At 41.5% G+C, this 22,889-nt stretch carries 13 protein-coding genes; 9 read left to right on the top strand and 4 right to left on the bottom strand.

Translation table 11 applies throughout. The annotated features are described in order from the left end of the window. Nucleotides 1-10: 10 nt before the first annotated feature. From AC1D0K_RS24785 to AC1D0K_RS24745, 9 genes are read left to right on the top strand one after another with little or no spacing between them, the layout of a single operon-like run. On the top strand, nt 11-1,123 hold the full coding sequence (locus AC1D0K_RS24785; protein ID WP_477391409.1) for a discoidin domain-containing protein: 1,113 nt from the start codon (nt 11-13) through the stop codon (nt 1,121-1,123). 3 nt (nt 1,124-1,126) lie between these two features. After that, nucleotides 1,127-2,254 (top strand): DUF5007 domain-containing protein, encoded by a 1,128-nt coding sequence (locus AC1D0K_RS24780; protein ID WP_477391410.1) that lies wholly within the window; start codon nt 1,127-1,129, stop codon nt 2,252-2,254. Between the two features lie 21 nt (nt 2,255-2,275). Next, on the top strand, nt 2,276-5,425 hold the full coding sequence (locus AC1D0K_RS24775; RefSeq protein ID WP_477391411.1) for a SusC/RagA family TonB-linked outer membrane protein: 3,150 nt from the start codon (nt 2,276-2,278) through the stop codon (nt 5,423-5,425). 11 nt (nt 5,426-5,436) lie between these two features. Then, nucleotides 5,437-6,960 carry a RagB/SusD family nutrient uptake outer membrane protein gene (locus AC1D0K_RS24770; RefSeq protein ID WP_477391412.1) on the top strand — a complete coding sequence of 508 codons (1,524 nt, stop codon included), beginning with the start codon at nt 5,437-5,439 and terminating at the stop codon, nt 6,958-6,960. A gap of 29 nt (nt 6,961-6,989) precedes the next feature. Then, the gene (locus tag AC1D0K_RS24765) at nt 6,990-7,712 is read left to right on the top strand and encodes a hypothetical protein (RefSeq protein WP_477391413.1); all 723 of its coding nucleotides are present in this window, start codon (nt 6,990-6,992) and stop codon (nt 7,710-7,712) included. 41 nt (nt 7,713-7,753) lie between these two features. After that, nucleotides 7,754-9,376, top strand: a complete 1,623-nt coding sequence (locus AC1D0K_RS24760; protein WP_477391414.1) for a DUF5008 domain-containing protein — start codon at nt 7,754-7,756, stop codon at nt 9,374-9,376. Between the two features lie 30 nt (nt 9,377-9,406). Then, nucleotides 9,407-11,110, top strand: coding sequence for an alkaline phosphatase family protein (locus AC1D0K_RS24755; RefSeq protein ID WP_477391415.1), 1,704 nt, complete (start codon nt 9,407-9,409; stop codon nt 11,108-11,110). A 27-nt stretch (nt 11,111-11,137) separates the two neighbouring features. Further along, on the top strand, nt 11,138-12,562 hold the full coding sequence (locus AC1D0K_RS24750) for a PA14 domain-containing protein (protein WP_477391416.1): 1,425 nt from the start codon (nt 11,138-11,140) through the stop codon (nt 12,560-12,562). 32 nt (nt 12,563-12,594) lie between these two features. Then, a complete protein-coding gene (locus tag AC1D0K_RS24745; RefSeq protein ID WP_477391417.1) occupies nt 12,595-13,404 on the top strand; it encodes a PKD domain-containing protein in 810 nt (269 codons plus the stop codon). Between the two features lie 95 nt (nt 13,405-13,499). On the opposite strand, the gene AC1D0K_RS24740 is transcribed toward AC1D0K_RS24745, so the two are convergent. The 4 genes from AC1D0K_RS24740 to AC1D0K_RS24725 form a co-directional block, all read right to left on the bottom strand. After that, complete coding sequence (locus AC1D0K_RS24740) at nt 13,500-15,089, bottom strand: glycoside hydrolase family 172 protein (RefSeq protein WP_477463114.1); 1,590 nt, start codon at nt 15,087-15,089, stop codon at nt 13,500-13,502. A 368-nt stretch (nt 15,090-15,457) separates the two neighbouring features. Then, nucleotides 15,458-17,992 carry a zinc-dependent metalloprotease gene (locus AC1D0K_RS24735; RefSeq protein WP_477391419.1) on the bottom strand — a complete coding sequence of 845 codons (2,535 nt, stop codon included), beginning with the start codon at nt 17,990-17,992 and terminating at the stop codon, nt 15,458-15,460. Between the two features lie 113 nt (nt 17,993-18,105). Then, nucleotides 18,106-19,575, bottom strand: a complete 1,470-nt coding sequence (locus tag AC1D0K_RS24730) for a RagB/SusD family nutrient uptake outer membrane protein (protein ID WP_477391420.1) — start codon at nt 19,573-19,575, stop codon at nt 18,106-18,108. Nucleotides 19,576-19,587: 12 nt separating this feature from the next. After that, entirely contained in the window at nt 19,588-22,872 is a 3,285-nt protein-coding gene (locus AC1D0K_RS24725; RefSeq protein ID WP_477391421.1) for a SusC/RagA family TonB-linked outer membrane protein, read from the bottom strand. Nucleotides 22,873-22,889: the final 17 nt, after the last annotated feature.

The raw sequence follows: 22,889 nt of genomic DNA, 5'->3' as shown, positions 1-22,889 counted from the left end.
CAGACCATATATGAAAAATTTAAAAAGATATATGAGTGCTTTAAAACTATCAATAGTTATAGCACTGTTCCTGTCTGCCTGCACAAAAAAAGATGGTGGATATCATAGTACCGTAACCAATAACCCACAGTTTACCGGTAACACCTATGAATATTTAAAAAGTAAACCGGGTGTGTATGACTCGCTACTTGCCGTGATTGACAGGATGGGCCTGAAGCAAACATTAATGGATAGCAATGTAACCTTGTTTGCGGTAACCAACCCAAGCTTTCAACTGGCCATTAACAACCTGAATACTTTAAGAAGGCAAGGTGATAAAGACCCGCTTTTTCTCTCAAATATTGATGGTGTGCAGCTGGATACAATGGCAGCATACTATATCATGAGGGGAAGACGCACTACTGATTCATTAACATTACAGGATGGGCTCGATTTATCAAGCGTAAGATTTGGCTATCCTATGCATGGTAAAGTTACCAGGGCATCGTCATCCGGTTTGGTAGATGGTGGCCCGGAAGTAATCGAATTCAGTAACACCAAACGGAGCAAATTTATTCGGTTTTGGTCAACCACAACAACCGGCTCAAATAATATCATAACCAAAAATGGTGTAGTCCACGTGGTAAGTGCCGATCATATTTTTGGCTTTGATGAGTTTGTGCCTCGCCTCACATTTATTCCGCCGCCACCAAATTTAATATCAATAATAGGGGGTAAGCTATCTGTATTAAGAGATAATAATGGAGGTGCAGATAATGGCGAAGGATCTAAAAAGGTGATAGATGGCGACGATCACACTAAATTTTTGGCCGAGCTTCAGGGTAGGTTATGGATTCAGTTTGAACTGAATACACCGGCTGCATCAGGTGTGTACACGCTTACATCTGCAAATGACGCGCCCGAAAGAGACCCGCGTGCCTGGACCTATGAAGGCTCAAACGATGGAAAAACCTGGGTTGAACTGGATAGGCGCAGCAATTTCTTTTTTGAGGAAAGATACCAGACAAAAGTTTTCAGATGCCCTAATACGGCAGCTTATAAATTTTACCGGATTGATATTACCGAACTCAGGGATGGAGGTCTTTTCCAATTGGCTGAGTGGTCAATAAACAAAATTAAATAAGCCATGACACTTCAAAAATTTAATGCCATTAATCATAAACAGATGCGAACATATATCAAAAAAGAGTTTATTTTCTTCTTGTTTGCTATAGCTGCATTGAGCAGTTGTAAAAAGATATTCAATCTTCCGGATGAGAAAGACTATTTAAGTTCAAATATAAATTTCAGCAATAAAATATTTGAACCAACCATTGGTCGTACTACACTAATGGGGGGCTTTAATGGCGATAATTCAACACAGCCTATAAAGTTTGAAATTATTAATGCCAGGCTTGGCGATGGAAAACCCGTAACCGATCTTTTCCAGAAAAAATCAACTTACGTTTGGACAGCCCCTTATACCGGGCAGGAGAAAAGTATTGCCGAAATTGAGGCCAAGAGAAAGCTGGAAGAGCACCCGCTATTTGAAGTGCGCTCATCAGGCGAGTTCATTTTGTGGGCTTCTTCTACAAATGACCTGATCAAACCCAGGCCGACAGACAGCACCAATTTTCCGCAGGATACCCGTTTTTTTGATTTAAAGATCAGCAACAGCGGCGGTCATACCGTTATCAGGGATTTTCAAATACGCCCCTTCCGCGAGCGTCCTTATGAGCCCTCTGATGATTTTAATATTTATTCGGGCGGTCCTGCGCCTCATCCCAAAACACCTTATAATCCTTTAAGCCGGAATTATATAAGGCCTTTTTTAAACGGTGTTATTGGTGCAACTACTGATATTCCTCTTGAAAGCAATGACGATAAAAAGGATGTAATAGTTTATATCAGGCCCTTTACCGGGGGCACCGGCAATTCACTGCGATTTAAGTTTTTAAATAAAGATTCGGTAGAAATGAATCCTGCTTTATTTAATGAAACAGCCTGGGACAAAATTGTACACGGTTTTAATATCCAAAAAACAACAACCTATGTACAGTATGATGTTGCCTATCCAATTCCATTAGTTGAAATACCTACCATATATGCACCGGGAGCTACCCGTGACCATGCCGAATTCAGGTATTCAAGAATTGGTTTTGGGGGTGCCAGGGTAGTGGCAAGCTTTGGGATAGATTTCGCCATATACAAAAAGGGAGACTGGGAAGTAGTGTTCCATTTTCTGAAAGATAACCCAAAATTCAAAGACGAATAATTGCATTTAAAAGCCAAAGTAATGAGAAAATATATACTATTTTACGTAGTGCTAATTGTTTGCATGATCTGTAATACAGATATTTATTCGCAAACAAAAAATATAACCGTTAGCGGTGTGGTATTGGATAAGCCTGAAAATAAAGTACTTTCAGGTGTAAATATCTCTATTGACAAAAAGGGACTAACCCAAACAGATTTAAAAGGAAGGTTTTCGGTTTCCGTACCAGAAAACTCTACACTTACATTTTCATTTATAGGGTTTGTTACCCAAAAGCTTAAGGTTACCGAAGCGCAAAAAGATTTAATAATAACATTAAGTGAAGATCATAAAGGGCTTAATGAAATTGTAATTGTTGCCTATCAAAACAGGAGTAAGGAAACCACAACCGGTGCTACAACCGTAATTACCAATAAGGACATTGCAGATATTCCTGTATCAAGCTTTGAGCAATTATTGCAAGGTAAAGTTGCGGGTTTAAATATCCAGAATAATACCGGTGCACCTGGTTTCAGAGGCTCGGTGCAGGTGCGTGGTTTATCAACGCTTAGTGTTAGCGGTAGCGGTAATGAGTCGTTTTTACAACCCACATCTCCTTTATACATTATTGATGGGGTGCCATTAGATGCGGATAAGGCTGCCGAATTTGGTTTTCAAACGCAGGGCCCCGGCGTTAGCCCTTTATCACTTATTCCTGTTGAAGATATCCAAAGTATCCAGATCATGAAGGATGCGCAGGCAACTTCATTATATGGTTCAAGAGGTGCATACGGTGTAATTATTATTACCACTAAACGTGGAAATTCAAAAGTGCCAAGGGTACGTTATACCGCTAACTTTTTTGTTAATGCCCCGCCCAAACTGCGTGAAACATTGGGTGGCAATGACGAACGCCGGGCAAAAATTCAACAGATATTATCAAATGCCACCACTGTTGATGAGTTAAGAAAAATAGGGCTCACAGGCTTTCTTGCTGATAGTTTAAATGCTTACTGGAATAATTCAACCAATTGGCAATCTATATTTTATGCTACTACCTATAATCAAAGCCATAACCTTGCTTTAGATGGAGGCGATCAGAAATTTAATTACAAGGCCAATGTTGGTTATTATTCAGAAAAAGGGGTAATTAAAAACACCGGGTTTGACAGGTATAACCTAAACATGAATATGGAGTTTAAGCCCAATGATAAATTCCGGTTCTTCAGTTCGTTATTTGGTTCGGTAGGTAGCCAGGCTAAGGGTGATGGTCTCGGTTTATTACAGCAGGGTGTAGCAGCTAACGGGCAGGCATCAACATTGTTGCCACCCCCGTCGTTCTACCTGTCATCAGATGGGGTTACATCGGCATTAAAAACGCAAAATAGTAACAGCTCAAGAAACATAAGGGCAAACGTAGATGGCCGTTACGAGTTTATACCGGGCCTTGCTTTATCATCAAGCATTAGCTATGATTATACCTCTGATGCTGAATCAACTTTTACGCCGGCTGCCGCCAACTCACAGTTTGCCCAGGTGTATGATTTTGTTGGCAGAAACTATACGCTGTATAACCGAAATGCTATTACCTACGCTAAAACTTTAGGCACCAATCATAATATATTTATTAATGCTTTTAATGAAATATATAAACAAGGAGGCCAAAGCGGCATCATCCGCCAGGAAAGATCACCTAATGATCAGCTCCAGGGCCCGGTTGGTTATGACTCCTATTATTCGCGCGGGGGTGGAGTGCTTTCAAATTATAAGAATGCTACCATAGCTTCATTTGCAGGAGCCATCAGTTATGATTTCCAGCGTAAGTATGTGCTTGAACTTTCATACAGGTTAGATGGTACATCATCAAACGGGTTAGAGAATCCATACTCCAAAAATCCATCCATAGGGTTAAAGTGGAATTTCAATAAGGAAAACTGGTTTAAAGATTTGCCGTGGCTAACTTATGGCGACGTGAGGTTAACCTGGGGGCAAAACATTGTGCCAACGGGTAACTTGCAAAGCATTTATGGGGTATATAACCTAAACGGAAACTTTAACAATAATCCAACTATTGGTATTAATTATGATTTTATACCCAATCCTTCGTTAAAACCAACAACCACTACGCAATATAACCTTGGTTTTGATGTCGGGCTTTTTCAAAACAGATTGGATGTAAATTTCGATACCTATTTCAAGAAGGTTGATAATTTGTTATTTGACAGGTATTTGGCTAATAGTACCGGTTTTAACAGGCGGGTTAGTAATGAGGTAGCAATAGCCGATTATGGTTACGAGCTAACGCTCACGATAAGGCCTGTTATTTCAAAAGATTTTAACTGGAGCATTTCATTAAATGGAGCCATTAACCGGGATGTTTTGCTGAAACTTCCGGCCGAGTATAATGGCCAGTACATAAAGTTTGATAATAACACTGACTATTTGCAGCATATTGTTTTTAGGGTAGGTCAAAATACGCTGTCAAATTATCTGCACATCAACCAGGGTGTATATTCTACAGATGCTGATGTGCCGGTAGATCCTGTAACGGGAAAAAAATATCAGGCTAACGGCTTGCCATTTAAAGGAGGCGATCCTAATTTTAAAGATGTTAACGGCGATTATATCTTAGATGGCAAGGATTATGAGATAACCGGTAACTCTCAGCCTTTAGTTACAGGTGGTATTTCCACAAATATTGTCTACAAAAATTTCGGGCTTAATATTTATTCAACGTTCACAGCAAAAAGAACTATTTTAAATAACGCGCTTGCTGATCGTATGGCTATATCGCGTAATCCTTATGATCTGTTAGCAGTAGTTCCATTAAATAATATGGATATCTGGAGGCAGCCCGGCGATCATTCGGTTTACCCTAATCCTTATTCTTTTTCAAGGTATAATCAGATACAACCGCTAAGACCCGATCAAACATTATGGGCCGAGGATGGCTCATACTTCAAAATCAATAACGTTACGTTTTCATATTCCTTTGATCGTAAGCTTGTCAGAAAGATTGGTTTTAACAGTCTGCGGGTATATTTCTCAACCAATAACCTCACCACGTTTTCGGGATATAAGGGGCCAAATCCAGAGAACGTAACCACTTTGGGTCGTGATATTTCCAGTGGTTACCCGGTGCCGCGTACCTATAACATAGGTTTAAATATAGAACTCAACACAAGTAAATAAAACTTAAAATCATGAAAAAAAGTATTATATACATTTTAGTAATTGCAGGAAGTTTCTGTTTACCTGCCTGTAAAAAGTTTTTGAACATTCAACCTATTGATAAACTAACCGGTAATAATTTTTACCAATCAAAGGATGATGTTATTGCCAATATATATGATCTTTCGAGGCAGTTTTTTGGAAAGATCAATGAAACACAATTTATTGGTGCTACGGGCGAATATCGTTCTGGCGAGGTAATGCATGAGGCACAGTCTGATCTGGGCCCGGCACGTGAATATGTAGAAGTATTGGGCCGAAATGATTTGCTCAACCTCATTAATGGCAACCCGCCATGGAGTTTTTACAACTTTTATAACATTACCGACTGGACCGGCTACTACCAGGTTGTACAGGGCGCTAACATTCTAATTTCGAAGCTTGACGAAGGGATACCGGGAGTATCAACAGCCGAGAAAAATCAATTTAAGGGAGAAGCTGCTTTTATCCGCTCGCTTGCATATTTCTTTATGGTAAGGCTTTATGGCGATGTGCCGTATTATACCGATGCTTTTCATTCAACAGCCTTGCCCCGTGAAAATATGGTTTCGGTTTTAAACAAATGCATAGCCGACCTTAAAACCTATAAAGACAACATGCCCTGGACTTATACCGATCCTGCTCTTAAAGGTGTGAGGGCAAGCAAGGGTAGTATTATAGCGCTGCTCATGAACATGAACATGTGGAATGCTGGTTTTGATAAGCCCAATGCCGCTAAGTATTACCAGGAAACAGTTGATCTGGGCCAGGAGCTTATTAAAAGTAATGCCTACCGATTGTTGCCAATTTCAGAATGGGCCACCGTTATCAAAGGACGATCTGATGAAAGCCTTTTTGAATTTTACCGCAGTGTTAACTATGGTGATGCAAACGCAAACATAGCGCCCGTTGGAGATATGTTTTTGCATTATCCCTACAAACGGCCAGAGTATACACACAGGGTAAGTTTTGCCTATTTCAGGGCAGAATATATGCAAAAGCTGTATCCGGGCACGGCCGATAAGCGGGCAACTATGTGGTTTAATGAAGATATATATGCCGATAACGGGAAATTCATGATGTTGAAATTTGCTCAGAATGCTTTTGCAACGGGCGAAGAAAACAGTAATCCTGATAATACTTTTATGATTTTCAGGTATGCTGGTGAGATTTTATTATGTGCAGAAGCAATGGCCGAATTAGGGCAGGACAACGAAGCAACAGCGCTTGTTAATAAAATCAGGGATAGGGCCGAAGCTTCACAATATGCTGGTGGTGGCGGTCAGGATTTAAAGGATTTTATCTTTTTAGAAAGATCCCGTGAATTGATGGGCGAGGGACATCATTATTTTGACCTGGTACGTACCCGGCGGATTCTTAACAGCCAATGGACATATAATGTGTTAACGTTGGATAAGTTTAACAGGGGAGCCTGGACATGGCCTATCAGCGGTAATGCATTAACCAATAATCCTTTCATGTCGCTTAATGCCTATTGGGTAAACGGCGGTAATTAACACATAGCTAAAAGATAATAATAACAATTATGAAAAATATAATTATTGTTTGTGCCGGTCTCTTCATGTTACTTACCGGTTGTAAACGGGATGAGTACTACCGGGATGGGGGGAAGGCAAATCCTGATTTCCCAGGCGATATGTTTCAATATTTAGAAGCAAAGCCGGTGCCCTTTGATACCATTGCCCAAATTGTAAAGTTAGCCGGGCTCGAGAGCACTTTCCACACCGTTGATTTTACCTTTTTTGCACCCGATGATGATGTTATAAAAAGAACCATTGGCAATGCAAAAATCAGGGGCTCATTAAACGAGTTTTTATTTAGTGTTGGCCGCGATACGGTTAAAAAATTATCAGATATCGATTCATTGATCTGGAGAAAATATTTGGAGCGTTACATGTTCAAGGGAGTTAACCGACTTAAAGATTACTCCCAAATAGATCTTGACCTTCAAAATCAGTATCCGGGTGCATTATATTATTCATTCAGCGGCGATGTTTCAAATATTGGGGTCATTTACGGCGACGCGAATAAGGTAAGGTACATAGGGCCGCGCAGTTTAATTATCAGCTATGTGTATGATATTAATAATGCCCAAAATGCGGTTTTCCGAACTTATATTTCCTCATCAGACATTAAGCCCAAAAACGGCGTAGTACACACGTTGCAGTATAACGGGGCATACTTTGGCTTCAATCCGGACGACTTTTTTATTGAGGTTTATAACACCGGGCTTCATTCATCCGAATAAAAAATATTAAAAATGATGTTTGATCAATAACGAATTGAGACATGAAAAAAATTAAATACATAATAATATTTGCTTTAGCAGCCTTAGTTATTCAAAGCTGCAAAAAGGCACAAGAGAGCTTTGAAGCTCCATATGCTGATGGAAAGCCGCCATTAGGCGTAACGCTTAATCGTGATGCTATACCAAGCCCTGCATCGGGCGCTGTAGGTACCGAGATTACTTTTAAAGCAGCCGGATTAATACCCTTTAAGGATAAACTGAAATTTATGTTTAATGGCGAGGAAGGGCAAATTACCGAGGTTACAGCAACAAGCATTAAAGTAAAAGTTCCTCCCTTTGGCAGCAGCGGTATAACATCTATAGCAATTGATGATCAGTTGGTGCTTGGGCCGCTGTTTAAAGTAAACGGCCTCATCAATATTGATCCATCTTTCAGGGCTACGTTGGGCGCAAATAATTATGTGAGCCAGATATTTCCTCTGGCTGATGGACGGAATTTAGTGGTAGGCTGGTTTACTAATTATGATAACAAAGGCATTGTAACACCACTCAACCGAATTGTAAGAACATCATCTGATGGTGAGTTTGACCGTACCTTCAGGACCGGTAAAGCTGCAAATGGAGGATTGTCAAGAGTTATGCAGATAAACGGAAAATTTATTATTGCAGGCGGCTTTGGCGGATATAACCAACGAACAGATAATATTAGTAATATAACCAGTTTAGGAGTTGATGGCAGTGTTGATACAATAGCCATAAAAGTATACAGGCGCCCCACACAAAAAGACACTTCGAGAGATACCACAAAGTATTTTCCAAAATTTAACGGGGGGACCAATGATTTTATAAATAGAGTTTATAACCATCAAAATAAAATCCTGGCTACCGGTAATTTCAGGTATTATGTACACCGGACCTATAAAAAACCCAATCATGACTTTACAAGAGACACGGTTATTGTGGATAGTACAGAGATGAGGCAAGTGCTCCGGTTTAATTTAGATGGCTCTTTAGATAAAACATTTCGCTTCAACGTTGCTGCCAATAAAGGTTTGCAGGCTGCAAACGGGCCAATTGATTCCTATATGCACACAGATGCGGGGCAGTTAGAGAAGCTTGTAGTTTTTGGAAGCTTTACAACATTTGATCAAAAACCAGCCGGGCGTGTTGTTAGGCTAAATGTGGATGGGAGCATTGATAACACGTTTCACGCCGGTACAGGCGCCGATAACGGTATATCATCATTAACCTACAACCGGGTTACAAAAAAATATCTAATCACCGGAATATTCAGATCATATAACGGTAAACCTGCTATAAGTATGGCATTGCTTAATGAAGATGGCAGCCTTGATGAATCATTTGCGCCAAAAATATTTGATGGTGGTTACCCGGGCTTTTCAAGGCAATTGGATGATGGCTTAATAGTAGTAAGCGGTGGTTTCAGAAAGTACAACAATGTAACCCGCAACGGATTTATGATCCTGAATGCAAAAGGGGAGCTTGCAGGTAATTATAATACAACCGGTCCGTTTTCGGGCGGCCTATCTGATATCATAGAAACAAAATCAGCCGATGGAAAAAGAGCATTATACCTCATAGGGGGATTTGACCGGTTTGATAACCTGCCGGTAAAAAATATCATCCGGGTAACAATCGAATAAATTTAAAAGAGAAATTATAATTATAAAAAGATGGGGCAGAAGAAAAAATATCAGGGAATAGTTTTTGGAATCATGTGTTCCATACTTGCCATCGCGGTAGTATCCTGTAATAAAGATTTTTTACGGGTATTGCCTGATAAAAACTACAAGGATACAACCAATGTTTCCTTTGGGGAACGTAAAGTATTGTATTTGATTGTTGACGGCGCAAGAGGGGCATCGGTAAACAGTGCAAATGTTCCAAATATTAAAGCTTTATTACCAAGTTCAATTTACAGCTGGGTATCCTTAAGCGATCCGGATTCAACCCGGGATGTTAGCAACTGGGCCAACATGTTAACCGGGGTAAAAAAGGAAAAGCATTTGGTTTTAAATGATAATTTAACGGGGGCTAACCTTAAAAGCTACCCGGTTGTGCTTGAAAGAATAAAGCAGGAAAAACCCAATGCAAAAATTGTTGCTTATTCATCTTCGGCAATATTTAAAAATAATTTAACCGGCGGAGCTACCGTAAGTGAATTATTTGATACCGATGAACAGATTAAAACAGCGGTTGTAAACAATATCAATACCGATACGGCAAGTTTTATCTTAGGTCATTTTAATGATGTTGATGAGGCGGGCGCCAAATATGGTTATGATAATTCTGCATCACAGTACAAAGCTGCTATTGAAAAATTTGATGGCTATGTAGGCCAAATCATGGATGCGCTAAAAAAGAGAAAGAATTACCAAAACGAAGAGTGGCTGGTAGTTATAGCGTCCAGTGGCGGTGGCAACTTCGCCATACCTGCAAATCAAAATGATAATACCGTTTTTAGCAACACAGCGGCCAATACTTTTACTATTTACTATAGCTCAAGATACAAACAACGGGTAATAGGAAAACCATTTACCGGAAACCGGTACTTAGGTAAAACAGTAAGATTATATGGCGAATCGGTAAGGGCCGAAATTGATACAGCTGATGTTTTTAACCTTGGCGATACTACCAAATTTACAATTGAACTGAAGGTTAAGAAGAACGAAGACAAGTTTTTTTGGCCAAGTATATTGGGCAAAAGGAATGAGTGGTCAAGCGGGCACCCGAGTGTAGGTTGGGTGATTTACCTGGAAGATTCATACTGGTATTTTGAAATGCGAGGCACAAAAGATGGTGATTACAGGCAATGCAGAGGCGGGGATTTGAAGAAAGGCCAATGGGAGAACCTGAGTGTAAAATGCGAGATCAGGGCTGGCAAAAGGTTTATCAGAACTTATACCGATGGTAATTTTAATAATGAAATGGAGATAACTTCTTCGGGAAGCCTTGATAACAATAACTCGCTCAAATTAGGATTTTTAAACGGAAACGGTCATGGTACTCCGGATGTTTATGTAAGCGATATCAGGTTTTTTAAAGTAGATGTGCCAGACGCGGTAATTGGTAATTATGCCTGTGAAACTTCTATTTCAGAAGGGCACCCTTATTACAGTTTCCTGGCAGCCTACTGGCCAGGTACTGACGGACAGGGCGATAGGTTAAAAGATGTTGGCCCCCAGGCACGTGATTTTAAATTAAAGGGCGATTATAAGTGGGAAGATTTTAATGACCTCATATGCCCTCCGCCTGCTGAAGCGCTTGCGGTATTTGTGCCGCAAACAACTGATATCCCGGCACAGATTATAAACTGGTTTAGGATACCAAACAGGCAAAGCTGGAATCTTGACGGCAGAGTTTGGTTAGATCAGTAAAATTAATATACAACGATAAATTATTTCATGATGAAAAATTATATATACAGTATACTGCTGGGGTTAATTATCCTGTCAACGGTTTCTTGTAAGCGTAACAACCTCGATGATGTAGGTTTAATTAAAAACAAAACGGTAAGTATTTCTGGCGATGGTGTTGTTGTTTCAGGTATTACGAAGACGAACGAAACTATTCAGGTTCCTTTTAAAATATCACTCTCGGGGATTGCTGCTAAAGCGTTCCAGGTAGGCATTGCGCTCAATAGCGATACGGTGAGTAAGTTAATAGCAAACGGCACTTTAAAAAACACCGTAGTATTACCCAATGGTTCTATTGATTATCCAAGTGTAATTAATGTAGCTTATGGTGCAGATACCGCCACAGGAGTTGCTACTGTGAGGCTTACCACGCTTGAGCTTAATTATGGTAAAGATGTTGCCTTTGCGTTTAAACTCACCAGCCCCGGAAAAGGTAACCTGGTTGCAGGTGGAAAATCAAATATTATGGTTGTGCTGAATACCAAACAACTTATAGCAGAAAAAGATATTCATTATCTTTCTATTGTTAATGGTGGCGGCATTATGGGTGTTGATTACAAAAAGAATTATACAACATCTCCGGCTGGTATTACTATACCGCTTATCGTCAATTTATCCGGCCAGGCGGGTACTGCGTTTAATATACACGTAAAGCTAAATACAGATACTATTGCTACACTGGTAAAGAATAAAGTTTTACCGGCAAATACCATCAGCTTAGGCGAAAGCGATTTTAGCATAGATACCTTGATAAGGGTAAATTCAAATTCAAATACAGCCCAAATACGTTTATTAATTGGCTGGCCGGTTTTTGATGCCAATATTGTGGCAAACAAAAGGTTTGCTTTTGCGGTGAGCCTAAGTAACCCAACCAGGCATATTTTACACCCCACAAATAGTAAGGTGATTGTGTTGGTTGAGCCAGGGGTTAATCTCGACAATAACTCTTATATAACCGGTAACGGAACAGGTTTAAAAGCAGAATACTTTACAAACAATCAGCTGCTTGACTTTGATGGAAGAAAGCCCACGCTGGTAAGGGTAGATGAAACAATTGATTTTGGTGGCGACTGGTTACCGTCTTCTATTAGTACTGATAATTATTCATCCAGATGGACAGGTGAGTTTTTAGCCCCTGTACGTGGCGAATACATCTTTTACGAAACACGATGGGATGACGGAGCCAGGCTGTTTATTGATGGTAAAGCAGTCATTGATGATTTTACAACAGAATGGGATAAGCCCAGCAGATTTGCCAAAGTATTTCTGGAGCGTGGAAAGCGCTATAAAATAGAGGCCAACCATCGCGAAAATGTTGGCGGGCAACAGGCAAGGCTTGAGTATGAAGTGCCCTCTGCCGGTATAAATGGACGACGGATTGTTCCAAAAAGTCAATTGTTTCCGGCGCAATAATTATTTTACATATAATGAATATAACGATGAAGATGAATAAGTTATTCAACATTATGCCGGCAATTATGCTGGTTGTAATGATATCAGTAGGATGTAAAAAAGATAAATCGGTACCGATCGAAGTTGAAGTACCTAAACCTATGGCTGGTTTTACAGTTGCCAAAACTGATAGCGTTGACTTTTTGAGTTATCAGTTTACCAGCACTTCAAGTAATTATGAAGAGCTATTATGGCAATTTGGGGATGACAGCACTTCTGTTGAAAAATCACCCAAACACAAATATGCTTTTGAGGGGCTGTATCATGTTGTGCTAACATCAAGAAACTCGCAGGGTTACTCGGCCAGTAAAGAAATAATATTGAATGTAGCCGATCCAAATTTTGATAGAACTAAGGTTGGTGAAAGCTATTTTGCAACAATAGGTGGTACTTTTACTGTTTCGCGCGATAATGGAGGAGGCCCAAATTCAAACGAGGGTTCGTTAAAAGTAGTTGATGGAGATCCGAATTCAAAGTTTTTCCAATCGGGCTTTTCCGGAGACCTGGTAATGAAGTATGAACTTAAAACGGCTGCTCTTGCTGGTGCATATACCATGATAAGCGCAAATGACTCTCCGGATCGTGATCCTAAAACCTGGATCTTACAAGGGTCTGAAGATGGCATACGCTGGATAAATTTACATACGCGCACAAATGAGGTGTTTTCAGGCCGTGCACAGCGTAAATTGTATCATTTTAATAATAATGTTGCCTATAAATTTTACAGGATAAGCATTAAGGCAAATAACGGCAGCAGAGATTTTCAGATGGCCGAATGGACGGTAAATAAAAAGCAGCCATAACCTATAATTAAACTTTAAAATCTGTTTTCCATGTACGTGGAAAACAGATTTTTTTTAAAACTGCTATTTTACAGCCTATGTATGCTAAAACGCTTTTAATTTGTGGGAAGTAATGATGGTTTAGTTTGATTTTTAGTTAAGCTGCTTTTGGCATTTTTGAAACCGTACCAATAAGTAGTTGCTGCACAATCTGCCGTGCCATTTTCCCATCCAAGCATTTCCAGGCTATAGCGAAACTGCTTTTTAAAAGGAACTGCATCAAGGTTTCTTGTTCTGGTAAAAGTATTATAGCCGAATGAATCTTCATTATCTGCACGCGGAGCATTGGCAAAAGGCGTTTGGTACAATACTACCGGGGCCCAGGAAGTATTATAATAATCTTCTGTACCTGTACCATATTCATCAGGAAAAACCGCATTATCTACCCAAAGCTTTTGATCGCCTTCTCCATACCATTTGTGCATGTGATTATAAACCGCAAAAGTGTCACCTATAAAAACTCCTTTTCCTGTTATGCTGTTGAAGTCCCATTCAATCGGTTTGTACTGTTCCGTTTGTTTAATAGTCACATTGTTTTCACTCTTCCAGTTGGCATGAAAATACATGCTACCGCCATTCCATTTCCATTTTTCGGTAACTACCGAAAGGGATGCATGAACGGGAATCTCATTTAGATTTAACAAAGATACTTCTGCAGAAACCCGGTAGGGCATTACCCATTTGCTAATGAGGCTGCCATCCAAATTTACTGTTCTGTACCAGCTTTTTAAAGGCTTGCTCCCTACGCCACTTCCTGCAAAATCGCCCAACGGGCACCATACTGTCTGCTCGCCATCAAATTTTATTTTGAGGATAGTAGAGCGCAATGCCTGTTCGTAATCATGCTGGTTTGCAGTTGCAATTTTTATAACCATGTACCGCACGGCGGCAGCACCCTTAAGGAGTTTCATCGAGATTTGTTGTTTGGGTGCTATGTCCTGCTCAATTTTGGTTTGCGTGCCGGTTATAATACTATCTGGGTGCAGCAGTTTATCATTAACGGCCCCGGTTAATTTCTCCAGCGTTTTAAAATTCTCCAGTGTGAAAGTCTTTACTTTGGTGCCTGTTGCATAAGTGCGGTAATTCACCTGGTAATAACGTGGCTGATTGTCGGGATCATTATCTTCAAAGGTAATTTTGCAATGTTTTGCGTAGGGCATGGGTAAGTATAATGTAGTACCGCCTTTTTCTTTAGGCTCGTAACTGGAGTGTGGTTCCAGTAACGCGGTACCCAAATTCAAACCGATTTTCATTAAATCATAGGACGGAATAATGATTTCGGGGTTTTGATGTCCGTCAAAATATATTCTGATTTTGCCATTTCGTTTAAATGTTGTAAGCCAAAACCTGACAATAGCTCCAGGGCCATCGGCATCCATCATGACTTCTTCTTTACGCCCCTGGTTAATTTCCGATCTTATATATTGTGATCTGTCATCATTGGCAAACCACCCCGGCGTGCCTGGCGATTTTGACGCGCGATCATAGCTGCTGGCCTGCGATTCCTTGTAAAATGGATCTGGCCATTTTGCTACCGCGGTATTATCTTTTAATTCCGCTAACAATGATTTTAAGGTCACTTCTTTTTGAGCGAAACAGGACAGACTTGAAAGGCAAATGAAACTGATTACTATTATTCTTAACATGAAATTATTTTTAGATAAGGGATCGGGTTTATATTCAACATGTATCGTTTGTGACCCAATTGATCAAGGCACATCATGAACGGCACACGTAAAATACACATTTCATTTGTTTCTGCTATAATCAGTATTTATTCACACTTTTTTAATAACCCGGATTTTGTTTAGATGAATAAACCACATTGGTAAAAGGGAAAAGTAAATGCGGGAAGGGGAGGTGTTCTGCCGGGAAGCTTGTTGCCAAATTGTTCCAAAAACGAAACCGCTGTATTGCCATTTGTAAACAAAATGGCAATACAGCGGTCGCGCTTAACAAAATTTCCGCACTGGGGGATACGGACAATAAATACGGTTATCGTTCAATCATTGATTTATTTATCAATATCTGCTTTTGGCTTTAACGCACGGTTAAGCCGTTCGCTCATATCCACAAGGTGCTCGCGGCTTGCTGTGTTTGCAGTATGCGCCGATGCTGTTTTTATTTGTGCCGCTAACAATTTGGCATGCCCTTTTATAACAGACAGACCATCATTATCTACGCCGGTGCTTTGTTTGCTGATGATGGATATCAGCAGTTCTACATATGTCTTTTGCAAATCGCGCCTGTAAATACCGATGGGCTTTTGTGTTGTCAATTCCGAAAATATACCTTGTTTCAGGTCGTGCAGCATTTCGACAACGGTGTAGGCTTTGGTGCCATAATTTTTTTCCTGGTCAACTAAAGTAGTTAAGCGTTGCGGGCTAAGTAGCGCCATCAATATGCCTTTCTGAATTTTAGTTATCAGGCTAAAATCTGTTGTGGTAAGGTCATACAATTTGCTATCCATCAGCCAGTATGGGGTGGTAAAAAGCTGCTCCTGCAAGAAAGCTACTGCTCTTTTTTGCTTTTCTTTAGGCACTACCGCATAAATCGGGCCTGCCTGTTCAACCGTTTTTGGGGTTGTATACGTACCGCCAACATGTTTTAACACATGACCCATATAGCGTTGATATTGGTTTGCTATTTCTTTGTACATGTCGCCAACCTTATCGTAATTTCCATTAGGCTCTTTTAGCCATTTCATAATATTGGGCTCAATCCTTTTAAGGTTTTTGATACCGTATGTACTGGCCAGCATAGCATCATCACCCAGGTCTTCACTTTGATCGCGGGGGTCTGAATTGTTTGACATATAGATATCATTGGTAGCCGGATCAACCTGGCTGCCATAAAAATATTGCTTGCCCGATGCTAGCTTATCAACCATCCACTTGTTTAGTATGGCTTTTTCATCACCAGTGGTTTTTGCCTCCGGAATCAGTTTATAGCCCCATTCAATAGCCCATTTATCATAATCGCCAATACGCGGAAAGATGCCTTGCTCGTCTATATGGTCTTCGGGCTGGGCAACATAATTAAAGCGGGCGTAATCCATAATAGATGGTGTATGCCCATGTGCCTCTACCCAGGCCTTGTTGCGCAGGTTTTCTACAGGCACTGTTGATGATGCCCCAAAGTTGTGCATCAAGCCCAAAGTATGGCCAATTTCATGCGATGATACAAAACGGATAAGCTGTCCCATCAGTTCATCATCCAACTGCGGCTTTTGCGCCCGAGGGTCAATAGCGCCCGCCTGTACCATATACCAGCTTTGCAGCAGACTCATTACACTGTGGTACCAGTTAATATGGGTTTCTAAGATCTCGCCGCTGCGTGGGTCCTTAATGCTTGGCCCCATGGCGTTGGCAACAGCCGATGGCTTATAAACCAATACTGAATGCCGTGCATCATCAATGTTCCAGGTAGAATCATTGAGCGGAGCCAGTTTGGCCATAATGGCGTTTTTAAAACCAGCCTTTTCAAAGGCGGCCTGCCAATCATTAATACCCAGCATTAGGTATGGTACCCACTTTTTGGGGGTAGCCGGGTCAATGTAAATAACAATGGGCTTTTTGGGCTCAACCAGTTCGCCGCGTTTGTATTTGTCCATATCCTCATCCTTAGGTTCTATACGCCAGCGCCATATATAACTTGTGTTGGTAACACCGCGTGGGTTGGTATCAAAATCTACATATGTGTTGGAGAAAAAGCCGATGCGCGGGTCTGCAGGTCTTGGTTTCATGGGGATAGCCGGCAATAAAACGATAGAGCTGTTAAACTCAAAAGTTACAGGTGGCGCTGTATATCCGCCCGAACCGGGCCGCATATTATATGTTTTTACCGATTTGATCTCCACATTGGCGGGATAAGCCGAGGCATTATCGATAAAAGACCGATCCATAATGAGGTTGCCTATCAGGCTTTTCACAAACGGATCGCTCAGTGCAAATATGTTGTTATCGTTATTAATAAAATCGGTAAAATCAATCACTGTGCTCTTTCCCTCTTTGTTAATGGCTTTTATGGGGAAAGCACCCTGGATAGTTTGGTAATTACTGTTGATGAGCGCGTGCGATAAACCATTCTCGGTGGTATCATTACTAAACTCCCTGAAAGCCACCGAGCGCATCACGATCTTATCGCCCGGGATCTTTTCAAACTCTATAACTGATGAACCTACCTCGTCACCTGCATAGCTCATATAGCCACCGGGCAGGCGGAAACCCGCAGGCGCTTTATCAATACGGGTCACAATAAGGATGTCCTTTTTCAGCAATGAGTCCGGGATCTCGAACAAATACTTATCGGCCACCAGGTGAACCGTCAAAAAACTTTTGAGTGTTTTGGCCGTAGCCGGAACCACCTCTTTATAAGGCTTAATGTTTGATATGGGCTTGGCCAGCGCCAGCAGAGCCAGGCTTTTTGCTTTGGCAGTATCCACAGCAGCTGTTTTTGATTTTTTTTGACCATGGGCAAAGCCAAATACCATGATCAATGCGGCCGACAGCATAAGCGTGCGGCCGGTTTGTTTTTTGTTGTTATACATTAATGGTTAGTTTTTTTCTGTAGAAAATTTAAGGCAAAACGGTGGCTAAAATGCCTGCACAATACCCCATGAAAGAATATTGCGCGGGCATTAACAGCTACTTTTTTTAATGTTTAGTAGCCTGGGTTTTGAGTAAGATTATGATTGATTAAAATCTCTGATACGGGTATTGGCACCAGTTGTTTATTCGTATTCCAGGTGCCCCCTTTTTGTGGTGTTACTATACTCATTACGGCATCAATTTTACCGGTTCGTTTAAGGTCGAACCAGCGGTGGCCCCATTCGGTAAACAACTCAACCTGGCGTTCATGCGCAATGGCGCTCAATGCAGCGTCTTTTGAGGCAGTAGTTGCGGCGGGCAGGCTCGCCCTTGCGCGTATCACGTTCAAATCGGCGGCGGCCCCGTCAAGGTTACCCAGTTGAGCCCTTGCTTCTGCGCGGATGAGGTATTGCTCGGCAAGTCGCAACTCAATAGGATATTCGGTAATGGGCGTGATGCTGCCCGAGCTGGTATTGGCCTTGTATTTGTTGGCATAATAATAAGTTGCAGCCGGTGTAGCACCACTTGCAGCCACATTATATGTACCCACCCAATTGGTTAACCGGGCATCACCGGTTTCAAATGCATTTACAACTATATTATTAAGCGGCAATTGGTTAGTTGCCGATTTTAGCGGATCAACCGTTAGCACCAGGGTATAAGCATCGGCGTTGTTATAGCCTGTAGTTACCGGCTGCAAAGCCCAGATGGTTTCGCGGCTGGCTTTTAAAAATACGGAGTTTAAGTTGGGTTCCAGCACGTATGTTGAGGTGCCGATAACAGCGGTGGCCTGCGTTTCGGCATTTTGCCAGTCTTGCGTGTACAAATATGCCCTGGCCAGCAGTGCCGATGCAGCCTGTTTGTTGGGGCGCAATCTATCAGTAGTAGTACCACCGGTGCCGTTAAGGTATTTGGTATCACTTAACAATCCTTGTGCGTCTTTCAGATCCTGAATTACCTGGGCATAAACCAACGCTTTGGGTGTACGGGAAATGGTATTGTTTACCACGTAGTCTGTAGTAAGCGGCATGGGCACATCGCCATAAATGTTAACGGCGTAAAAATAGATGTAGGCCCTGGCAAATTTGGCTTCGCCCAGCAACTGGTTCTTTACTGCCGGTGTAAGAGCAGTGGCCGAAGTAAGCCCCGCAATTGCAGCGTTACAATTATAAAGTTGCTGGTATATAGTGGCCCAAAAATAGGTGCTGCTATTACCCTGTCCGCTTAAATTATTGCTAAAGAACTGCCCGTACGCGGGCGTGTTGCTATAATTAACCAGCTCATCGGCCGATAAGCCCATTAATAAACTCACACTGTTTTGGCCATTGTAAAACGAGCCCGCTGCGCCCATAATATCAAAAATACCCGCCAGTACAGATTGTGCCGTACCGTTTGATGCAAACGCGTTTTTAGCATCAATAGCGCCTACCTGCGCGCCAACATCTATGGCTTTTTTACAGCTGTTTAAGGTTAACAGAATAAGGATACAGCCAAGGCACTTTTTAAAACCAGGAGCTGAAAATATATGATAATTAAATTTCATGATCTTTTTATTTTATAAGGTGACTTGTAAACCTGCTGTGATAGTTCTTAAGGGCGGCAGGCTGTACGCGCTTTGATTTTCCGGGTCGAGGTTGCCATATTTAGATATGGTTAAAAGGTTATCGCCCTGTACGTATACCCGCAAATTTTGTATACCCAGGGTTTTTAACACCGCCGGCTTAAACTGGTAACCCAATGACAGGTTTTGGAAACGGATATAAGATGCATCAGCATAGCCGGCTGTACTCCGGGTGGCGTATGAAATTGGCGTAAGCAAGGCAAAGCTGGTACCAAAACGTTGTATGCTGGTAACATCGCCTGGTTTTTGCCAGCGGGCCAATTGATCTGTAGTAACGTTGATGGCGCCAAAGCCCGATGGTAACAAAGAAGATTGTCCGAAAGCGCTTTTACCAACCTGTTTGATAAACCTGAAGGTAAAATTGAGCGTAAAGCCTTTGTAAGCAATATCGTTAATCAATGATCCATAAAATTTAGGATCGGTATTGATGACGCTGGTATTGTCAATACCCGAAACCGGGTTGGCCGTAATATGGCCATCCTTATCATAAAATTGATACACACCTGTTTGTGGATTTACCCCTGCAAAATTAAATACCTTTTGTATGGTTGTTGGCATACCCAATACATAAGCGTTGGCGAAGGATGTAGTATTGAGGCTTGGGTATTTAATAAGCGCTGTACGTGGTATGGTTAATAAACCGGTAGTTGACCATGTGAAATCTTTACCTTTAATGTTTACGCCAGTCAGGACAAACTCCCAGGCCTTGTTTTGTACCACTGCCGGCAGGTTTGTTGTTATTGATGTTGTCCCGGTAACTATAGATAGTGGGTAGCCATACAATACATCAGATGTGCGGTTACGGTAATAGCTTGCATCCAGAGTTATGCGGCCTTTTAAAAATTGAAGTTCGGCGCCTATCTCGGCTTTTTTAGTGGTTTCCCATGATAAGTTGGGGTTTGCCGGGCTACCTGCAGAAAGGCCGGGGATACCCTGGTAAGGCACGTTTACCGTTACCGCATAATAACTTTGCAAATAGCGGTATGAGCCTATCTGATCGTTACCCGTAACACCATAGCTTGCACGCAGTTTACCAAAGCTGATGAAAGGAAGATTATCCTTTATGAATTTTTCCTCGGTAAATATCCAGCCTGCGCCTACCGCTCCAAAAAAATGGTATTGCTTGTTTTGGCCAAACTTGCTCGATCCATCGTAGCGGCCGCTTAAATGCAGCAGAAACTCGTTATCCCAAATGTAACCAATGCGGCCAAAAAGCGCGGCCATCTTGTTTTTATCATATCCATAAGGTACATAAGGCGTAATTTTTGTAGCGCCCGAAATACTTTTTAACAAGGCATCGCTGGTGTAACCGGTTGCAACTAATTGGGTCGACTCGGATGTTTGCTGCGCCAGGCTGGCGCCTACTAAAGCACTAAAATCGCCTTTACTTATTTTGGTGTTGTAATTAATCTGTGGCTCAACGCTCCATGTGGAGTTAACATCGGTTGTAAACTTGCTTTGACCGGTTGTTGCATTCAGAAAAGGCGCTGAGGCTGTGGTTGGCGTTCCTAAAAATTCGTTGATCTCCTGCCTGTTATAGCCCAGTGTTGCTTTTACTTCCAGTCCTTTAACCGGTTTATAGCTTAAAATAGAACTGCTGGTTAAATTGCTGGCCGGCGTATTGTTAATGAGTTTGGCCGATGTATAAGGGTTGTTGAAGGTATTGTTCTGGAAGTTTAATGATCCATCGGGGTTGTACAGTGCCGGGGCATCGGGTGCTAAAGAAACCGAATTTGTAAAATCAACATTGGTTATTGTATTGTTATTATACAGATATCCGCCGGTAAATGATACCGAGAATTTATTATCGGCAGTAGCCGAATTTATGCTGAAATGTACAGACGCGTTACGATCAGAGCCACCTAACCGCATCAGGTTTGATTGCCTGTTGTAATTACCGCTGATGAGAAATTGTGTAGTGGCATTACCGCCAGAAATTGTAGCCTGCGCGTTGCTGGTGTGCGACGAACCTCCTATCAGCTCTTTTGCCCAATTGGTATAGCGTGTGGTATCCCAGGTGCCGTTAATATCATAAGCCTGTGAAAATGACGGGCCATCGTTTTTATAGGCCTCGTGGCGCATCTCCAGGTATTGCTGGGTATTTAAAAAGTGAGGCAAACGTGTAACCCTGCTTACGCCCGAGTATACGTTTACATCAACTTTAACATTGCCGGCTTTACCTCTTTTGGTAGTTATTAATATAACGCCATTGGCAGCACGCGAACCGTAAATGGCTGTTGCATCAGCATCTTTAAGCACGTTAATGCTCTCAATATCCTGCGGGTTTATAAAGTTAAGCGCATCGCCGCCAATGCCAGATTTTCCCGGCAAGTTACCTAGGGTACCATTCTGCAGATCGTAGTAGCCTCCCTGGTAGGGGATACCATCAACAATATATAAAGGATCGGTGCCGGTACCGTTATTAATACCATTTTGCCCTCGTATTTTTACACTGTACACACCGCCCGGCATGCCTGTGGTTTTAACAATGTTCATACCGGGTACGCTGGCTTGCAGGGCTTCTAAAACATTGGTAACGGGGTATTTGGCAATGTCTTTAGCCGTTATTGTAGTTTGGTTGCCGGTATTGAACCGTTTGGTAGTTTGGCCGTAAGCTATTACCTGCACTTCATCCAGCTTGCCAACATCGGGCTTAAGGCTTATAATAAACGGGGCTTTTATAGCCTTAATAGCCACCTCCTGAGTGGTAAAGCCTACAAAACTTATTTGCAGTATGCCATTGGCGACGTTGGGGTCAAGAATTAAGGCGTTAAACTCGCCTTTGGCATCAGTAACCCAGCCCTGCAGTGTGTTTTTAAGTTTGATGCTTACTCCTGGCAAAGGATCATTTTGTGCATCAACCACCTTGCCATGTACCAGTACATTGGTTGGCTTTACCGATATAACTATTGGTTCGGGTTCTTTATCCTTACGCCTGATGACTATACTTTTATCAATAATAAGATAATCAAGCGGCTTGTTTTTAAAGCATTTTTGCAGTACCTCATCAATGTTGGCATCGGTTATCTCCACATCTATTTTAGGGAGATTTTTTAAAGCGCCGGCTTTGTAAAAAAATGAATAACCACTTTGTTTTTCCAATTGCTTGAAAAGTTTTTCCATAGTAATGTTACTTGCATTTAAGTTTATGTGCTGGCCATAAACTGCTGCATTTACATGTAGAAAGCCTATCAGGAGGAGTAAAGTGGTTAGCTTCATTACCAATAGTATTTTTT

The sequence above is a fragment of the Mucilaginibacter sp. P1_A3 genome (genome assembly GCF_056406855.1).
Note: the sequence above shows the minus strand (reverse complement) of the source record. Positions and strands in the feature narration are given on the sequence as shown.

Coding starts and splice junctions, on each gene's coding strand:
- AC1D0K_RS24745 (WP_477391417.1), top strand. CDS start 12,595: ATGAATAAGTTATTCAACATTATGCCGGCAATTATGCTGGTTGTAATG.
- AC1D0K_RS24760 (WP_477391414.1), top strand. CDS start 7,754: ATGAAAAAAATTAAATACATAATAATATTTGCTTTAGCAGCCTTAGTT.
- AC1D0K_RS24730 (WP_477391420.1), bottom strand. CDS start 19,575: ATGAAATTTAATTATCATATATTTTCAGCTCCTGGTTTTAAAAAGTGC.
- AC1D0K_RS24770 (WP_477391412.1), top strand. CDS start 5,437: ATGAAAAAAAGTATTATATACATTTTAGTAATTGCAGGAAGTTTCTGT.
- AC1D0K_RS24740 (WP_477463114.1), bottom strand. CDS start 15,089: ATGTTAAGAATAATAGTAATCAGTTTCATTTGCCTTTCAAGTCTGTCC.
- AC1D0K_RS24775 (WP_477391411.1), top strand. CDS start 2,276: ATGAGAAAATATATACTATTTTACGTAGTGCTAATTGTTTGCATGATC.
- AC1D0K_RS24735 (WP_477391419.1), bottom strand. CDS start 17,992: ATGTATAACAACAAAAAACAAACCGGCCGCACGCTTATGCTGTCGGCC.
- AC1D0K_RS24725 (WP_477391421.1), bottom strand. CDS start 22,872: ATGAAGCTAACCACTTTACTCCTCCTGATAGGCTTTCTACATGTAAAT.
- AC1D0K_RS24780 (WP_477391410.1), top strand. CDS start 1,127: ATGACACTTCAAAAATTTAATGCCATTAATCATAAACAGATGCGAACA.
- AC1D0K_RS24765 (WP_477391413.1), top strand. CDS start 6,990: ATGAAAAATATAATTATTGTTTGTGCCGGTCTCTTCATGTTACTTACC.
- AC1D0K_RS24750 (WP_477391416.1), top strand. CDS start 11,138: ATGATGAAAAATTATATATACAGTATACTGCTGGGGTTAATTATCCTG.
- AC1D0K_RS24755 (WP_477391415.1), top strand. CDS start 9,407: ATGGGGCAGAAGAAAAAATATCAGGGAATAGTTTTTGGAATCATGTGT.
- AC1D0K_RS24785 (WP_477391409.1), top strand. CDS start 11: ATGAAAAATTTAAAAAGATATATGAGTGCTTTAAAACTATCAATAGTT.